At 66.9% G+C, this 15,795-nt stretch carries 14 protein-coding genes; 1 reads left to right on the top strand and 13 read right to left on the bottom strand.

Annotated features, from left to right (window positions below; genetic code table 11):
- The first annotated feature begins 53 nt into the window (after positions 1–53).
- Positions 54–1,649 carry a phosphatidylserine/phosphatidylglycerophosphate/cardiolipin synthase family protein gene (locus HCU76_RS24505; RefSeq protein WP_218510862.1) on the top strand — a complete coding sequence of 532 codons (1,596 nt, stop codon included), beginning with the start codon at positions 54–56 and terminating at the stop codon, positions 1,647–1,649.
- A 354-nt stretch (positions 1,650–2,003) separates the two neighbouring features.
- Here HCU76_RS24505 and paaZ read toward each other — a convergent pair whose 3' ends face one another.
- The 13 genes from paaZ to HCU76_RS24440 all read right to left on the bottom strand — a co-directional run bounded on the left by paaZ (position 2,004) and on the right by HCU76_RS24440 (position 15,734).
- On the bottom strand, positions 2,004–4,049 hold the full coding sequence (gene paaZ, locus HCU76_RS24500) for a phenylacetic acid degradation bifunctional protein PaaZ (RefSeq protein WP_218510861.1): 2,046 nt from the start codon (positions 4,047–4,049) through the stop codon (positions 2,004–2,006).
- Positions 4,046–4,840, bottom strand: coding sequence for an ABC transporter ATP-binding protein (locus tag HCU76_RS24495; protein ID WP_218510860.1), 795 nt, complete (start codon positions 4,838–4,840; stop codon positions 4,046–4,048). Before HCU76_RS24495 ends, paaZ begins: the two co-directional genes overlap by 4 nt.
- Complete coding sequence (locus HCU76_RS24490; RefSeq protein ID WP_218510859.1) at positions 4,837–6,696, bottom strand: ATP-binding cassette domain-containing protein; 1,860 nt, start codon at positions 6,694–6,696, stop codon at positions 4,837–4,839. The genes HCU76_RS24495 and HCU76_RS24490 overlap by 4 nt, the downstream gene beginning before the upstream one ends.
- A gap of 181 nt (positions 6,697–6,877) precedes the next feature.
- Positions 6,878–7,906 carry a branched-chain amino acid ABC transporter permease gene (locus HCU76_RS24485; protein WP_213958600.1) on the bottom strand — a complete coding sequence of 343 codons (1,029 nt, stop codon included), beginning with the start codon at positions 7,904–7,906 and terminating at the stop codon, positions 6,878–6,880.
- A 193-nt stretch (positions 7,907–8,099) separates the two neighbouring features.
- Positions 8,100–9,245, bottom strand: coding sequence for an ABC transporter substrate-binding protein (locus tag HCU76_RS24480; protein ID WP_213958601.1), 1,146 nt, complete (start codon positions 9,243–9,245; stop codon positions 8,100–8,102).
- A 125-nt stretch (positions 9,246–9,370) separates the two neighbouring features.
- Positions 9,371–10,456, bottom strand: coding sequence for a 1,2-phenylacetyl-CoA epoxidase subunit PaaE (gene paaE, locus HCU76_RS24475; RefSeq protein ID WP_218510858.1), 1,086 nt, complete (start codon positions 10,454–10,456; stop codon positions 9,371–9,373).
- Between the two features lie 11 nt (positions 10,457–10,467).
- On the bottom strand, positions 10,468–11,004 hold the full coding sequence (gene paaD, locus HCU76_RS24470; RefSeq protein WP_371319896.1) for a 1,2-phenylacetyl-CoA epoxidase subunit PaaD: 537 nt from the start codon (positions 11,002–11,004) through the stop codon (positions 10,468–10,470).
- On the bottom strand, positions 11,001–11,774 hold the full coding sequence (paaC, locus tag HCU76_RS24465; protein ID WP_218510857.1) for a 1,2-phenylacetyl-CoA epoxidase subunit PaaC: 774 nt from the start codon (positions 11,772–11,774) through the stop codon (positions 11,001–11,003). The genes paaD and paaC overlap by 4 nt, the downstream gene beginning before the upstream one ends.
- Before the next feature lie 12 nt (positions 11,775–11,786).
- Positions 11,787–12,077 (bottom strand): 1,2-phenylacetyl-CoA epoxidase subunit PaaB, encoded by a 291-nt coding sequence (gene paaB / locus HCU76_RS24460; protein WP_213958604.1) that lies wholly within the window; start codon positions 12,075–12,077, stop codon positions 11,787–11,789.
- Complete coding sequence (gene paaA, locus HCU76_RS24455) at positions 12,074–13,084, bottom strand: 1,2-phenylacetyl-CoA epoxidase subunit PaaA (protein ID WP_218510856.1); 1,011 nt, start codon at positions 13,082–13,084, stop codon at positions 12,074–12,076. Before paaA ends, paaB begins: the two co-directional genes overlap by 4 nt.
- 16 nt (positions 13,085–13,100) lie before the next feature.
- On the bottom strand, positions 13,101–14,414 hold the full coding sequence (paaK, locus tag HCU76_RS24450) for a phenylacetate--CoA ligase PaaK (protein WP_218510855.1): 1,314 nt from the start codon (positions 14,412–14,414) through the stop codon (positions 13,101–13,103).
- 68 nt (positions 14,415–14,482) lie between these two features.
- Entirely contained in the window at positions 14,483–14,926 is a 444-nt protein-coding gene (gene paaI / locus HCU76_RS24445; RefSeq protein WP_213958607.1) for a hydroxyphenylacetyl-CoA thioesterase PaaI, read from the bottom strand.
- Between the two features lie 25 nt (positions 14,927–14,951).
- Complete coding sequence (locus tag HCU76_RS24440; RefSeq protein ID WP_213958608.1) at positions 14,952–15,734, bottom strand: enoyl-CoA hydratase-related protein; 783 nt, start codon at positions 15,732–15,734, stop codon at positions 14,952–14,954.
- Positions 15,735–15,795: the final 61 nt, after the last annotated feature.

Genomic DNA, 15,795 nt, shown 5'->3' with positions numbered 1-15,795 from the left:
ACTGTCTAGAGTAGCGCGAACCTCCCACAACCGCACCCTTTTGGAGCCTCTCGATGTCCGCGTTGCCGAAGCAGCTGGTCCGCCTGATCGCCCTTTGCCTCGGCATCGTGCTGTCCGCGCTGATGACCGGGTGCGCCAGCCTGCCGGGCGACGTGACGCGCCTGCCTTCGCAGAGCCTGGATGGCGCGACGCCGCTGACGGCGGTCGCGAGTGCCTCGCTGCCCGCGAACGAGGACGTCTCCGGTCTTCGCCTGCTGCCCGACGGCGGCCAGGCACTGGAAGCGCGCATGGCGCTGGCCCACGCCGCCGCGCGCACCATCGACGCGCAGTACTACCAGATCGCCAACGACGCCTCCGGCCGCGAGTTCCTGCATGCGCTGGCCCGCGCGGCCGATCGCGGCGTGCGTGTCCGCCTGCTGATCGACGACCTGCACGCTGGCGGCGAGGATGAACTCTTGGCCGGCCTGGCCGCCGGGCCCAACGTCGAGGTGCGCATGTTCAACCCGCTGGCGGTGCGCGGCGGCGCCGTGCCCTCGCGCGTGCTGCGCTCGCTCAACGAATTTGCGCGGGTCAACCGGCGCATGCACAACAAGCTCTTCATCGTCGACAACGCTTTCGCGATCAGCGGCGGGCGCAACATCGGCGACGCGTACTTCGGCCGCAGCCAGCCGGCCAACTTCATCGACATGGACGTGCTGGCCGCAGGCAAGGTGGTGCGGGAGCAATCGGCGGTGTTCGATGCCTACTGGAACAGCGAGCACGCCTATCCGATCCAGAGCCTGGTGGCGACGGAGCGCTTGCCCCAGGTCGCCCGCGCGCAGTTCGATGCATGGGCACAGGGTGGCTCCGACGCCGGTGCGCAGGCGCTGGCCGGGCAGGACCTGCTCGGGCAAGGTCCGGTCGGCGCGGAGCTGGCCAGCGGCCGGGTCGAACTGCACCTGGCCACGGTTCGCGTGATGGCCGATGCGCCGGTGAAGGCGACGCACGAGCAGAGCCTGGCCGATGGCGCGGTCATGAGCGGCAACCTGGAACTGCTGCAATCGGCCCGCTTCGACGTGCTGGTGACATCGCCCTACTTCATTCCGGACACGCGCATGCTGGACATCCTGCAGGCCTCGACCGCGAGGAAGGTGCGCGTGGCGGTGCTGACCAATTCGCTCGCCACCACCGACGAGCCGCTGGTGCACGTCGGCTACTCACGCTACCGCGACGAGTTGCTCGACATGGGCGTGGCGCTCTACGAGATGATGCCCGGCGTGGATGCGCCGCAAGCCGCCGCATCCCTCTCGCAGGGTTCGCACGGCTCGGTGGGCCGCCTGCATGCCAAGCTTGCTGTGGTCGACCATCGCTGGCTGTCCATCGGCTCGATGAACATGGACCGCCGCTCGGCGCACTCCAACACCGAGATGGGCCTGGTCATCGACAGCCCCGAGCTGGCGATGCAGGTCGCGACGCTGCTGCAGCGCGAGCAGTTGCCGCGCAGCTACCAGTTGCGGATGCAGCCCGGGACCGGGCGGCCACGGCTGCAATGGGTCGCGCCGTCGGACACCACGCAGCCGCTGGTGTTCAGCGCGGAGCCGAGCCGCAACTGGCGGCGGCAGCTGGGGATGTCGTTCACTTCGTTCTTTGTGAGTGAACAGTTGCTGTGAGGGCATCGCGTCGGCCCACCGCGTGAGATGCGACTGGGATGCGTGCCGAGGACACCGGGTATTCCCCTCCGCGAATGTCCCCCGCCTTCGGCTCCTCCTTTATTTCGCTGCGGGGAACACCCGATGCCCTCGGCACGTGGAAGGGTCCGTTGTGTTCCGAAGAGCGTCGAGCAACGACGGCGCGTCATGATCACGTCGATGGTGTGCTCTGCGCAGCGAAATGAAGGAGGAGGCCGAAGGCCGGGGGACATTCGCGGAGCAGAGTACGCCGTCGGCGTGATCCCGCCCCGGATACGGACCCGCGATCTCGCAATCTCGCGATCGTCAGCGGAGGTCGTGCCTGGAGACCGGACGCTACGCCCGCTTCGACACCAGCGTCAGGATGTCATAGCTCGCCACCACCTCGTCAAGCTGGTTGGTGACCTCCACATCCCACGCGACCACGCCCTGGCCGACGCCGTTGGCGTCCTTCTTGTTGCGGTCGATCTTGCGCTTGGCGGTGAGGCGCGCGCGGATCGTGTCGCCGATGCCCACGGGCTTGACGAAGCGCAGCGTGTCCAGGCCGTAGTTGGCCAGCACCGGTCCGGGCGCGGGCGACACGAACAGTCCGGCCGCGGCCGACAGCACGAAGTAGCCGTGCGCGATGCGCTTGCCGAAGGGAGATTCCTTGGCCGCCACCTCGTCGAAGTGCATGTAGAAGTAGTCGCCGGAGATGCCGCCGAAGGCCACGATGTCGGCCTCGCCCACCGTGCGCCGATGGGTCAGCAGCGAGTCGCCGATCTGCAGGTCCTCGAAGTGCTTGCGGAAGGGATGCGATTCGCTCTCCTGCCGCGCGGCGCCGCGCATGTATTCACCGGTGATCGCCGCGATCATCGTTGGCGAGCCCTGCACTGCCGTGCGTTGCAGGTAGTGCTTCACGGCGCGGATGCCGCCGAGTTCCTCGCCACCGCCAGCGCGGCCCGGGCCGCCGTGCTTGAGTTGGGGCAGCGGCGAACCATGGCCGGTCGATTCGGCGGCGGCCTCGCGGTCGAGCACGAGGAAACGGCCATGCAAGGCGGCCACCGCGGGAATGACGCGCGCCGCGATCTTCGGGTCGCGCGTGACCAGCGTGCCGACCAGGCTGCCGCGTCCGCGTGCGGCCAGCGCCATCGCTTCGTCGATGCCGTCGTAGGCCATCAAGGTGCTGACCGGGCCGAAGGCTTCGATGTCATGCACCGCGTCGTGCTGCAGCGGCTTGCGGCTCAGGAGCAGCGTCGGCGAGAAGAACGCGCCGTTGGCCACGCCCTCGCCCACGGGCGCGAAACCGTCGCGCTCGCCGTAGACCAGCTCGGCGCCTTGCATCAAGGTCGCGACGCGTTCCGACACGTCGTCGAACTGCGCGCGCGAGGCCAGCGCGCCCATGCGCACGTCCTCGCGCGACGGGTCGCCGATGACGGTCTTCGCAAGCCTTGCACGCAGCTTCTCCGCCACCGCATCGACATGCTGGCGCGGCACGATGGCGCGACGGATGGCCGTGCATTTCTGGCCGGCCTTGGTGGTCATCTCGCGCGCCACCTCCTTCACGAACAGGTCGAACTCCTCGTCGTCGGGCGTCACGTCGGGCGCGAGGATCGCGCAGTTCAGCGAGTCGGCCTCGGCGTTGAACGGGATCGAGTTGCGCACGACGTTCGGATGCACGCGCAGCTTGGCCGCGGTGTCGGCCGAGCCGGTGAAGGTGACGAAGTCGGAGCCATCGAGCCGGTCGAGCAAGTCGCCCGTGCCGCCGATGACGAGTTGCAGCGCGCCTTCCGGCAGCAGGCCTGATTCGTTGACGAGGCGCACCAGCGCCTCGGTCAGGTAGCTGGTGGCGGTGGCGGGCTTGCCGATGCAGGGCATGCCGGCCAGGAAGCTGGGCGCGAACTTCTCCAGCAGGCCCCACACCGGGAAGTTGAAGGCATTGATGTGCACGGCCACGCCGTGGCGCGGCACCAGGATGTGCGTGCCGGCGAAGCCGCCCTTCCTGCCGAGCGGCATCGCGGGGCCTTCGTGCACCAGGTTGCCCGAGGGCAATTCATTGCTGCCCATGCTGGCATAGGCCATCAAGGTGCCCGCGCCGCCTTCGATGTCGATCCAGCCGTCGGCACGCGTCGCGCCGGTGTGGGCCGAGATGGCGTAGAGCTTTTCCTTGTGCTGCGCCAGGTACTTGCCCAGCGCCTTGAGGCGCTCGGCGCGCTGCTGGAAGTCCATGGCCAGCAAGGCGGGCAAGCCGACTTTGCGCGCATGCGCGACGGCCTCGCCGAAATCGAGCGCCTCGGCATGCGTGCTGGCCACTGGCTGGCCGTTGATGGCGCTGTTCAGTGTCTGCGCAGCCTGGCTCCCGACCCAGCGGCCGGCGATGTAACTCTGGAGAACGGTGGTCACGTGCAATGTCCCTTTGTGTGTTGGGTTGAAGATGAGGCGTGGGCTGGCGCCGCGTCGCTACGCTGCGCGTTGCCGATGCCCAGGTAGGTATCGATGATTCGCCGGTCGTGCAGCAGCTCGCTTGCCGCGCCGGAGAGCGCGACCGCGCCCGTCTCCAGCACGTAGCCACGGTCGGCCACTTGAAGCGCCGCGCGTGCGTTCTGCTCGACCAGCAGCACCGACACGCCGTGGCTGCGCAGCGAGGAAACCACCTGCAAGACTTCGCGCACGATCAGCGGCGCGAGGCCGAGCGAGGGTTCGTCGAGCATCAGCAGGCGCGGACGCGCCATCAACGCGCGGCCGATGGCCAGCATCTGGCGCTCGCCGCCGGAGAGCGTGGACGACATCTGCTCGCGCCGCTCGCGCATGCGCGGGAAGATCTGGAAGACCTCCTCCATGCGCGCCTTCTGGTCGCGCTGGCCCTTGCGCCAGCGGTAGAAGCCGCCGAGCAGCAGGTTGTCTTCCACCGACATCTCGCCGAACAGCTCGCGCTTCTCAGGCACCAGCGCGACGCCGCGCGCCACCATGGCTTCCACCGTCGGTCGCGCGATGCGCTCGCCGGCCAGCGTGAGTGAGCCGCTCGACGGCAGCAAGCCCATCGCCGCGCAGAGCAGCGTGGTCTTGCCGGCGCCGTTGGGGCCGATGACCGTGACGATCTCGCCTTCGTTGACGTCGAGCTGCACGCCGTGCAAAGCCTCGACACTGCCGTAGGCGACGCTGAAGGCGTCGAGTGCGAGTAGCTTGTTCATCATTCCGCCCCACCCAAATAGGCATCGAGCACACGCGGGTTGGCCTGCACTTCCGCCGGCGTGCCCTCGGCGATGACGGTGCCGAACTCCAGCACCGTGATGCGGTCGGCCAGGTTCATGACGAACTCCATGTCGTGTTCGACCACGAGGATGCCCAGGCCTTCGGCGCGAAGTTGCGAGAGCAGTTCGGCCAGTGCGCGTTTCTCCAGATGGCGCAGACCGGCCGCCGGCTCGTCGAGCAACAGCACGGCCGGCTGGCTGGCCAGCGCGCGCGCGATCTCGACCACGCGTTGCTGCCCCAATGCCAGCGAGGCAGCCGGCGTGTCCGCATGCGCGCCCAGTCCGCAACGTTCGATCTGGTGCCGCGCTTCTGCCAGCAATGCTGCCTCTTCGCCGCGGTCCAGCCGCAACATCGATGCGACCCAGCCGCGCTTGGCGCGCAGGTGCGCGCCCAGCGCCACGTTCTCGATCACGCTGCGCTGCCCCAGCAGGCGCACGTGCTGGAAGGTGCGGCTCAGACCCAGCGAGGCGAAGTCACGCGCGGGCAGTTCGTGCATGGGCTTGTCCATCAGGCGAACCTCGCCTTCGGTCGGGTCGTCCACGCCGGAGATCATGTTGAAGAAGGTGCTCTTGCCCGCGCCGTTCGGTCCGATCAGCGCATGGATCTCGCCGGCCTTGACGTTCATCGTCACGTCGTTGTTGGCGACCAGTCCGCCGAAGCGCTTGGTCACGCTGGACGACTGCAGCAGCACCGTGCCGCGCGCCGGCAACACGCGCCGCGCCAGCGTCGCCATGCCGCGTGGTGCGCGTGCCGCTTCGGCGCGCAGGAAGCGCTGCCCCAGGCGCTCCAGCGCCGGCCACAAGCCTTCCGCGAAGCGCTGCAGCACCAGCAGCATCAGCAAGCCGAACACGATCACCTCGAAGTTGCCGCTGGTCCCCAGCAGCCCCGGCAGGATGTCCTGCAGCTTCTCCTTCAACAAGGTGATCAGCGCCGCGCCCAGCACCGCGCCCCACAGGTGTCCCGCACCGCCGACCACCGCCATGAACAGGTATTCGATGCCGATGTTGAGATTGAAGGGCGTCGGGTTCACGAAGCGCTGCATGTGCGCGTAGAGCCAGCCGGAAATCGCCGCCAGCAACGCGGCCAGCACGAACAGCTTGATGCGGTAGCGGGCCGTGTCCACGCCCATCGACTCGGCCATGAGCCGGCCGTTCTTGAGCGCACGCACCGCGCGGCCTTCGCGCGAATCGAGCAGGTTGTGCAGCAGCCACAAGCCGATCAGCAGCACAGCCCAGATCACCACGCCGAGCGCGCGCGGCGATGCCAGCGACCAGCCCGCGATGACCAGCGCCGGCACGCCGGTGATGCCGGTCTGCCCGCCGAGGAACTCCATGTTGCCGAACAGATAGTAAAGGCTCAGGCCCCACGCAATGGTGCACAGCGGCAGGTAGTGGCCCTGCAGCTTGACCGTGACTGCGCCCAGCATCCAGGCCAGCGCGAAGGTCAGCACCAGGCCGAGCACCAGTCCGACCCAGGGCAGCAAGCCGGTGCCCACCACCGCGCCGATCGTCGAGGCGGCCGTCGGCGAGGTACAGGTCCACGCCGTCGCATAGGCGCCCATGCCGACGAACGCAGCCTGCCCGAAGGAGGTCATCCCGCCGACCCCGGTCAGCATGGCCAGGCCCACCGCGACGATCGCGTAAAGGCCGATGTAGCTCATCACCACGACGGTGAATTCAGGGAGCCAGTTCCAGACCACTGCGAGCACCACGATCGCGGCGAGCGTGAGATGGCGCCGCGTGAGAAAGCCGCCAGAGCTTGGCGCTGGCATCGGCGTGTTGTTTGTCGATGCGCTCATACGTTTGCCTCGATGCAAATGTGGAAGCCGAACGCAGAAGTCGCAGAGGTTTCGCAGAGGTCGCAAAAGAAAACCATCAAAGAATTCGTTGGATTCTTCTGCGACTTCTGCGTACCTTTTGTATTCCTTCTGCGTTCTGCACCCGAACCCGTTCCCGCTCCCGATCCCGTATTCATGCGCTTCATTCCTCTTCCTCCACGTGATGGCTGCGCAAGGAGCGCCACCACAGCACCGGGATGATCAGCGTGAACACCAGCACCTCCTTGAAGGCGCTGGCCCAGAAGGAAGAGAACGATTCGAGTTGACCCACCAGCAGCGCGCCGAGCAGCGCGGCAGGATAGCTCGCCAGCCCGCCGACGATGGCGGCCACGAAGCCCTTGAGACCGATGAGAAAACCCGTGTCGTAGTAGACCGTGGTCAGCGGTGCGATCAGCAGCCCTGACACGGCGCCGATGAGCGCGGCCAACGCAAAGCTCACGTCGCCTGCCAACTCGGTCGGGATGCCCATCAGCCGCGCGCCGACGCGGTTCATCGCGGTGGCGCGCAGCGCCTTGCCGACCATCGAACGGCCGAAGAACTGGAACATCAGCACGACGAGCACGAAGGTCACGCCGATGACGACGAGCGACTGCCCGCTCACCTGCAAGCCGCCCACTTCGTAGCGCGCTTCCGAGAACGCCGGCGTGCGCGATCCCTCCGCGCCGAAGAACAGCAGGCCGAGCCCGACCAGCACGCCATGCAGCGCGACCGAGACGATCAGGAGGGTCAGCACCGTGGCATTGACCATCGGCCTGAACGCGAGCCGATAGAGCAACGGCCCGAGCGGCATGACCAGCACCAGCGTGGTGAAGGCCTGCGCCGCGACGCCCGTGGGCCGCCATGCCAGTGCGAGCGCGCAGGCAAGCACCGGGAACGCGACGCACCAGAGCAAGGCCGATGTCCACTCCACGGTCGCGCCGCGCTTCCAGCGCCATGCTTCGACGATCAGCGCCGCCGCCGCCAGCACCAGCAGCAACCACAGCGTCGGAGGCACGCGGCCGGCCTGCATCATGGCCATCGACAACGCGCCAAAGGCGACGAACTCGCCCTGCGGGATGAAGATGACGCGCGTGACCGAAAACACCAGCACCAGGGCCAGCGCCATCAGTCCGTACACCGCGCCATTGACGAGGCCGTCCTGCGCAAGCAGCAGGGCGATCTGTGCGTCCATAAATAGGTTCCTGTAGGGAGAAGGTCAGAAGATTTCGCAGCGAGCACCGAGCTCGGGCCGAAGTGCAGCGCCGTATTCAAGGACGGCGTCATTGCCGTTGGGCGCAGGCCGACAAGTGCGCGGAGCGCTTGCCATGCCGCACTCGACATCGAAGGCCCGGGATCGCTGCGCGCAGCAGAAGATCCCTAGCTTCTCAAGGCTGGTATTTCCAGGCGCCGCCTTCGATCTTGACCATCACGCGTGCGCGCTGGTCCAGGCCCAGGTGGTCGGTCGGCGACATCGTGAAGATGCCGTGCGCGCCCGGCACTTCCTTGATCTGCTCCAGCGCATCTCGCAACGCGGCACGGAACTCCGGCGTGCCGGGTTGCGCCTTCTTCAGCGCCACCGGAACGGCGGTCGCCATCAGCAGGCCCGCATCCCATGCATGGCCGCCGAACGTCGAGACGCTGCCCTTGCCGTTCGCCGCTTCATAGGCCGCGATATAGGCCATCGCGCTCTTCTTCACCGGGTTGGCGGCGGGCAACTGGTCGGCGACGAGCACCGGGCCCGAGGGCAGGAAAGTGCCTTCCACATCCTTGCCGCCCACGCGAAGGAAGTCGCCGTTCGCCACGCCGTGGGTCTGGTACATCTTGCCCGCATAGCCGCGTTCCTTCAGCGTCTTCTGCGGCAGCGCGGCGGGCGTGCCCGAGCCGGCGACCAGCACCGCGTCGGGCTTGGCCGACATGATCTTCAGTGCCTGGCCGGTGACCGAGGTGTCGCTGCGGCTGAAGCGCTCGTTGGCGACGATGGTCAGGCCCTTGAGGCCCGCGGCCTTGCCGAACTCCTGGAACCAGCCCTCGCCGTACGCGTCGGAGAAACCGATGAAGCCCACCGTCTTCACGCCCGCCTTCTGCATGTGCTCGGCAATGGCGAGCGACATCATGATGTCGTTCTGCGGCGTCTTGAAGACCCACTTGCGCTTGTCGTCCATCGGCTCCACGATGCGCGCCGAAGCGGCCATCGAGATCATCGGCGTCTTGGCTTCGGAGATCACGTCGATCATCGCCAGCGATGCCGGCGTCACGGTCGAGCCCAGCACCACGTCGACCTTGCTTTCCGTGATGAGCTTGCGCGTGTTGGCCACCGCCGCGGTCGTGTCGGACGCATCGTCGAGCACGATGTAGTTGACCTTCTGCCCGCCGATGGTCTTGGGCATCAGCGCGATGGTGTTCTTCTCCGGAATGCCGAGCGACGCCGCCGGGCCAGTGGCCGACAGCGTGACGCCGACGTTGATGTCGGCCTGTGCGGCCAGCGCTGCGCCGAGCAGGGCGATCAGCAGCAGGGGTTTGAACGATTTCATGGTCTTCTCCGGAGTGGATGTGGGAAAGGAATATGCGAAAAAATTGCGGCAAGACGCCGGGCGTTAGTGGACGGTGTCCAGAGGCTCACCGTCATCGGGATGTACCCGCGCGCCCGGATGCGCCACTAGCGTTCGTCGAAGGAGAGGACAACCCGCTCGGTCAGCGGATGCGCCTGGCAGGTCAGGATGAAGCCGCTGGCCACTTCCTTCTTGTCCAGCGCGAAGTTGCGCTCCATGCGCACCTCGCCTTCCATGAGCTTGGCGCGGCAGGTGCCGCACACGCCCGACGTGCAGGAGTACGGCACTTCGAGGCCCGCGGCCGATGCGGCGTCGAGGATGCTCGGCTGGTTCTTGGTGAACGAGATCTCGCGCTGCAGGCCGTCGCGGATGATGACGATGCGCGCCGTCTCGGCGTCGCCGGGCTTGGCCTCGTGCACCACCGCGCCGACCGGGCCGGTCGATGGCAATGCGACGCCGAATCGCTCGATGTGGATGCGCTCCTCGGGGACGCCCGCGTCCAGCAGCGCGGCCTCGGCCTCGTCGTTCATCTGGAACGGGCCGCAGACATACACATGGTCGATGCCGCCCGCAGGCACCACGCTCTTGAGGAACTCGCCGATCTTCACGCGGTCCATCACGCCGTGGTTGAGCGGTGCGTCGGTGTGCTCGTCGGAGAACACATGCTGCAGCGACAGCCGCGTCATGTAGCGGTTCTTGAGGTCCTCGATCTCTTCCTTGAACATCGTCGACTGCAGCAGCCGGTTGCCGTAGATCAGCGTGAAGCGGCTCTTCGGCTCGCGCGCCAGCACCGTCTTCATGATCGACAGGATCGGCGTGATGCCGCTGCCGCCGGCAATGCCGACGTGATGGCGGTGCGATGCCGGATCGAGCGGCACGAAAAAGCGGCCTTGCGGCGCCATGACCTGCACGGTGTGGCCCGGCTGCAGGTGCTCGTTGATCCAGTTGGAGAACACGCCGCCGCGCACCTTGCGCACGCCCACGCGCAGTTCGCCGTCGTCGACACCGGCGCAGATCGAGTACGAGCGGCGCAGGTCCTGCCCGTCGATGTCGGTGCGCAGCGTGAGGTACTGGCCCTGCGTGAAGCCGAACACTTCGCGCAGGTCGGGCGGCACGTCGAAGGAGACGATGACGGCTTCTTGCGTATCGGGCTCGATGGCGCGCACACGCAGTGGATGGAACATGACGGACATGGTGTTCTCGGTCAGATCGGCTTGAAGTGCTCGAAGGGTTCCTTGCAGGCCAGGCAACGGTAGATCGCCTTGCACGCGGTGGAACCGAAGGCTGCGAGCCGCTCGGTGTGGAAGCTGCCGCAACGCGGGCAGGCGAGTTTCTGCGCCTCGCTGTGGCGGCCGAAGAAACGGATGGGCACGGCCTCGTTCGATGTCGCCGGGCCGGGTGGCGCGATGCCGTATTCGGTGAGCTTGCGACGGCCTTCGGCGCTGATCCAGTCGGTGGTCCAGGCGGGCGCGCGGCGCAGGCTCACGCGGGCCGGCCCCAGCCCTGAGGCATCGATGGCCGCAAGGACGTCGTGCTCGATCACCTCGGTCGCCGGGCAGCCGGAGTAGGTCGGCGTCAGCACGATCTCGAGGCCGTCGTCGTGCTCGATCACGTCGCGCACGATGCCGAGGTCACGCACCGACACGGCGGGCACCTCGGGGTCGAGCACCGTCGCGAGCACGTCCCAGGCCGCGCGTGTGCGCTCGCTGCGTGCTTCGGCGACGCACAGTTCCAGCGTCACCACACGCCTCCGGGAAAGCTGCGCTGCAGGTACTGCATGTCGGTCAGGATGAAGCCCATGTGCTCGCTGTGCAGGCCGCGCTTGCCTTCGCTGCGGAAGGCGGAATCGGCGGGCAGCGCGAAGCCGGCTTCCTCGAGGATGGCTTGGATCTCCGCCGTCCACGGTGCCTTCAGCTCGGACCACAGCGGGCCCATGCCGGCGGCGTGCGCCTGCTCGTCGATGGCATCGGTGTCGAACAGCTCCGCGGCATAGCGCCACAGGTGTTCCAGCGCGGCCTTCATGCGGTTGCGCGACTCGTCGGTGCCGTCGCCCAGGCGCACCACCCAGTCGCCCGAATGCTGCTGGTGGTACCGCGCTTCCTTCAACGCCTTGCCGGCGATGGCCTGGACCTCCGCGTCGCTCGAATTCGCGAGCCGCTCCCACAGCAACTTGAGCCAGGTCGAGACCATGGTATTGCGCAGCACGCTGACCGCGAAGTCGCCGCGCGGCAGCTCGACCATCGTCAGGTTGAAGTAATCGCGCTCCTTGCGCAGGAAGGCCAGCTGGTCTTCGTCGTGCTGCCGGCCTTCGATCTCGCCGGCGCGCGTCAGCAAGGCCCGCGCCTGGCCGATGAGGTCGAGCGCGATGTTCGACATGGCGATGTCTTCCTCGAGGATGGGGGCGTGACCGCACCATTCGCCGAGGCGCTGGGCCAGGATCAGGCAGGTATCGCCGATGCGCAGCAGGTACTGCGCGGAGGGCGTCAGATCGAGTTCGATGGAGGCTTGCATGTCAGAACCCGGTCACATGTGGTCCACGGCTTTTGGAAGCTCGTAGAAGGTGGGGTGGCGATAGACCTTGTCCTCGGCCGGATCGAAGTACATGTCCTTCTCGCCGGGGTCGCTGGCGACGATCTGCTCGGAGCGCACCACCCACACGCTGCAGCCTTCCTGGCGGCGCGTGTAGACGTCACGCGCCATCTGGATCGCCATCTTCGAGTCGGCGGCATGCAGGCTGCCGCAATGCTTGTGGTCCAGGCCCGCCTTGGAGCGGACGAACACTTCCCACAATGGCCATTCGTTTTCCGTGCTCATGCTGCTTCCTTCAATTTGGTTTGCTTGCGGGCATGCGCCAGTGCGGCTTCGCGCACCCATGCCCCGTCTTCCCATGCCTTGACGCGCGTCGCAAGGCGTTCGCGATTGCACGGCCCGTCCCCGGCGATCACGCGCCAGAACTCGCTCCAGTCGATCGTGCCGTGGTCATGCGCTTGCCGCTCCTCGTTCCACTTGAGGTCCGGGTCGGGCAAGGTCACGCCGAGGATGCGCGCCTGCTCCACCGCCGCGTCGATGAACTTCTGGCGCAGGTCGTCGTTGCTGAAGCGCTTGATGCCCCAGCGCATCGACTGCGCGCTGTTGGGCGACTGGTCGTCCGGCGGGCCGAACATCATGATCGACGGCCACCACCAGCGATTGACCGCGTCCTGCACCATCGCCTTCTGCGCATCGGTGCCCTTGGTCATCATCGTCAGCAAGGCTTCGTAGCCCTGGCGCTGGTGGAAGCTTTCTTCGCGGCAGATGCGGATCATCGCGCGCGCATAGGGCGCATAGGAGCAGCGGCAGATCGGCACCTGGTTCATGATCGCCGCGCCATCCACCAGCCAGCCGATGGTGCCGATGTCGGCCCAGGTCAGCGTCGGGTAATTGAAGATCGAGCTGTACTTGGCCTTGCCGCTGTGCAGCGCGTCGAACATCTGGTCGCGCGAGGTGCCGAGCGTTTCGGCAGCGGCGTAGAGGTAGAGGCCGTGGCCGCCTTCGTCCTGCACCTTGGCCAGCAGGATGGCCTTGCGCTTCAACGTGGGTGCGCGCGAGATCCAGTTGCCCTCGGGCAGCATGCCGACGATCTCCGAATGCGCATGCTGGCTGATCTGCCGCACCAGCGTCTTGCGGTAGTGATCGGGCATCCAGTCCTTCGCCTCGATGAAGTCGCCGGCATCGATGTGCGCGTCGAAGTTCTCTTCGAGACGCATCTCGTCGGCGGAGCGCACGGCCTTCTTGCCGTCGCCGGGCTCCTTGCCCATCGTGTCCATGGCTTGCGTGTACATGAGGTGTTCTCCTTGTTCAGCGGGGACGTTTGTCGACCACGCGGCGGGCCTTGCCGGTCTGCGTGCGCTCGATCGTGTTCGGGTCGAACACGCGGACTTCGGTCGAAATGCCGACCAGCGTCTTGATGCGATGCTGCACCCATTTCGCCACCGCGCCGCGATCGCTTTCTGAAATGACGCTGCCGGGCTGCAGCTCGCAATGCACCTCGACCTGGTCGAGCAGCCCTTCGCGGCTGATGTGCATCTGGTAGAGGCCGGTGAGCGCCTCGTGCGCGAGCACGATCTCCTCGACCTGCGTGGGGAACACGTTGACGCCGCGGATGATCATCATGTCGTCGCTGCGGCCGACGATCTTGCCCATGCGGCGGAACGAGCGTGAGGTCGGCGGCAGCAGTCGCGTGAGGTCGCGCGTGCGGTAGCGGACGACCGGCATGGCTTCCTTGGTCAACGAGGTGAAGACCAGCTCGCCCTCCTCGCCGTCGGGCATGAGCTCGCCGGTGTCGGGATCGATGATCTCGGGATAGAAATGATCCTCCCAGATCACCGGGCCGTCCTTGCTCTCGATGCATTCGCTGGCCACGCCCGGGCCCATCACTTCGGAAAGGCCGTAGATGTCGACCGCATCGATGCCGGCCTTGTGCTCGATGTCGTGGCGCATCGCCTCGGTCCAGGGCTCGGCGCCGAAGATGCCGAGCTTCAGCGAGCTTTCGCGTGCATCGATGCCCTGCCGCGCAAACTCCTCGATCACCACCTGCATGTAGCTGGGCGTGACCATGATGATGGAGGGCTGGAAGTCCTGGATCAGCTGCACCTGCTTCTCGGTCTGCCCGCCACCCATCGGCACCACGGTGCAGCCGGCGCGTTCGGCGCCGTAGTGCGCGCCGAGGCCCCCGGTGAACAGGCCGTAGCCATAGGCGATGTGGATCAGGTCGCCCGGGCGTCCGCCTGCGGCGCGTATCGATCGCGCGACGAGATCGGCCCAGGTGTCGATGTCCTTTTTCGTGTAGCCGACCACGGTCGGCTTGCCGGTCGTGCCCGACGATGCATGCACGCGCGAGAGCTGTTCGCGCGGCACCGCGAACAGGCCGAAGGGGTAGTTGTCGCGCAAGTCGGACTTCACCAGGAACGGGAACTTCGACAGGTCGCTCAACTGCTTCAGGTCGCCCGGCTTCACGCCCTTCGCATCGAAGGACTTGCGGTAGTGCGACACGTTGTCGTAGGCGCGCTGCAGCGTCTCCTTCATGCGCGCCAGTTGCAGCGCGGCGATCTCGTCGCGGCTGGCCGTCTCGATGGCCGACAGGTCGCCGGGGGCGGGTTGTTTCACGGGCATGTTCTTGTCTCCTCTGGGGTCTCGCAGGGTTCAGGCGGGCGTATGGGCGTCACGCAGGCGTACAGGCGTCACGCAAGCGTGACGGCCGGCTTGCCCCTGGCGGTGTACGAGCGGCCGCGGAACACCGCCAGGCGCTCGCCCCGCTGGTTGGTGACTTCCGTGTCGTAGACACCGGTACGCCCGGCCTTCGAAACCTCTTCGCAACGCGCATTGAGCACATCCCCGAGCTTCGCCGGCGCAATGAAGTCGATGCCGAACCCTGAAGCGACGGTGAGTTCGTTGTACGAGTTGCACGCGAAGGCGAAGGCCGAATCAGCCAGCGTGGCGATGAAGCCGCCGTGGCACGTGTCGTGGCCGTTGAGCATGTCTTCGCGCACCTGCATGCAGAGCGTTGCGCTGCCGGGCGCGATCTCGAGCACGCGCATGCCGAGCGCGCGCGTCGCGCGGTCGTTGCGCAGCATGCCTTCGCGGACGTATTCGGCGGTTTGTTGTGGAGATGAGAGTTCGGTCATGTGGATTGGCGCGGGCTGCAAGTGCTCAGCGATCGGTGAAGGTCGGCGCGCGCTTGTTGCGGAACGCATCGACGCCTTCGAGATAGTCGTGCGCGCTGCCGAGTTCGGATTGGAGCGCGGCCTCCTGCTGCAGGGCCTGGCGCATGTCCATACCCTGCGCCGAGGTCAGTGCCTGCCGCGTGGCCACCAGCGCGCGCGTCGGCATGCCGGCCAGCCGAGTGGCCAGGGCGTTGGCGGTATCGAGCAGCGCGGCGTCGTCGACGCACTGCCAGATCATTCCCATCTGCGCCGCGTCGGCCGCAGGCACCTTGTCGCCCAGCATCGCCAGCCCGAGGGCGCGCGCCGAACCCACCAGCCGCGGCAGCAGCCACGTGCCACCTGTGTCGACCACCAGTCCGATCTTCGAGAAGGCCTGGATGAAGGAGGCGGACCGCGCGGCGATCACCAGGTCGCAGCACAGCGCGAGATTGGCGCCTGCGCCCGCGGCCACGCCGTTGACGGCCGCGATCACAGGCACCGGCATCGAGCGCACGCGCTCGACCAGCGGCGCGTAGTTGGCCTCGATCAGCTTGCCCAGGTCCTGCCCCGGCGCGGCAGCCGGATCGCTCAAGTCCTGGCCCGCGCAGAAGCCGCGTCCGGCGCCCGTGATGATCACGCAGCGCACCGATGCATCGGCCGCGGCGCCGTTCAGCGCGGCCAGCAACTCCGCATGCATCGCGCTGGTGAAGCTGTTCATCGCCGTGGGGCGGTTGAGCGTGAGCGTGGTGACGCTACCCGTCTGCGCAACCGAAATCGTGGGTTCTGACATTGTTCTTGTCTCTCAAAACATTATTGACCGACCGTTCGGTAGAGTTTATTATTTCCCGACT

This window comes from Variovorax sp. dw_308, assembly GCF_019207085.1.
GTDB lineage: Bacteria > Pseudomonadota > Gammaproteobacteria > Burkholderiales > Burkholderiaceae_C > Variovorax.
Note: the sequence above shows the minus strand (reverse complement) of the source record. Positions and strands in the feature narration are given on the sequence as shown.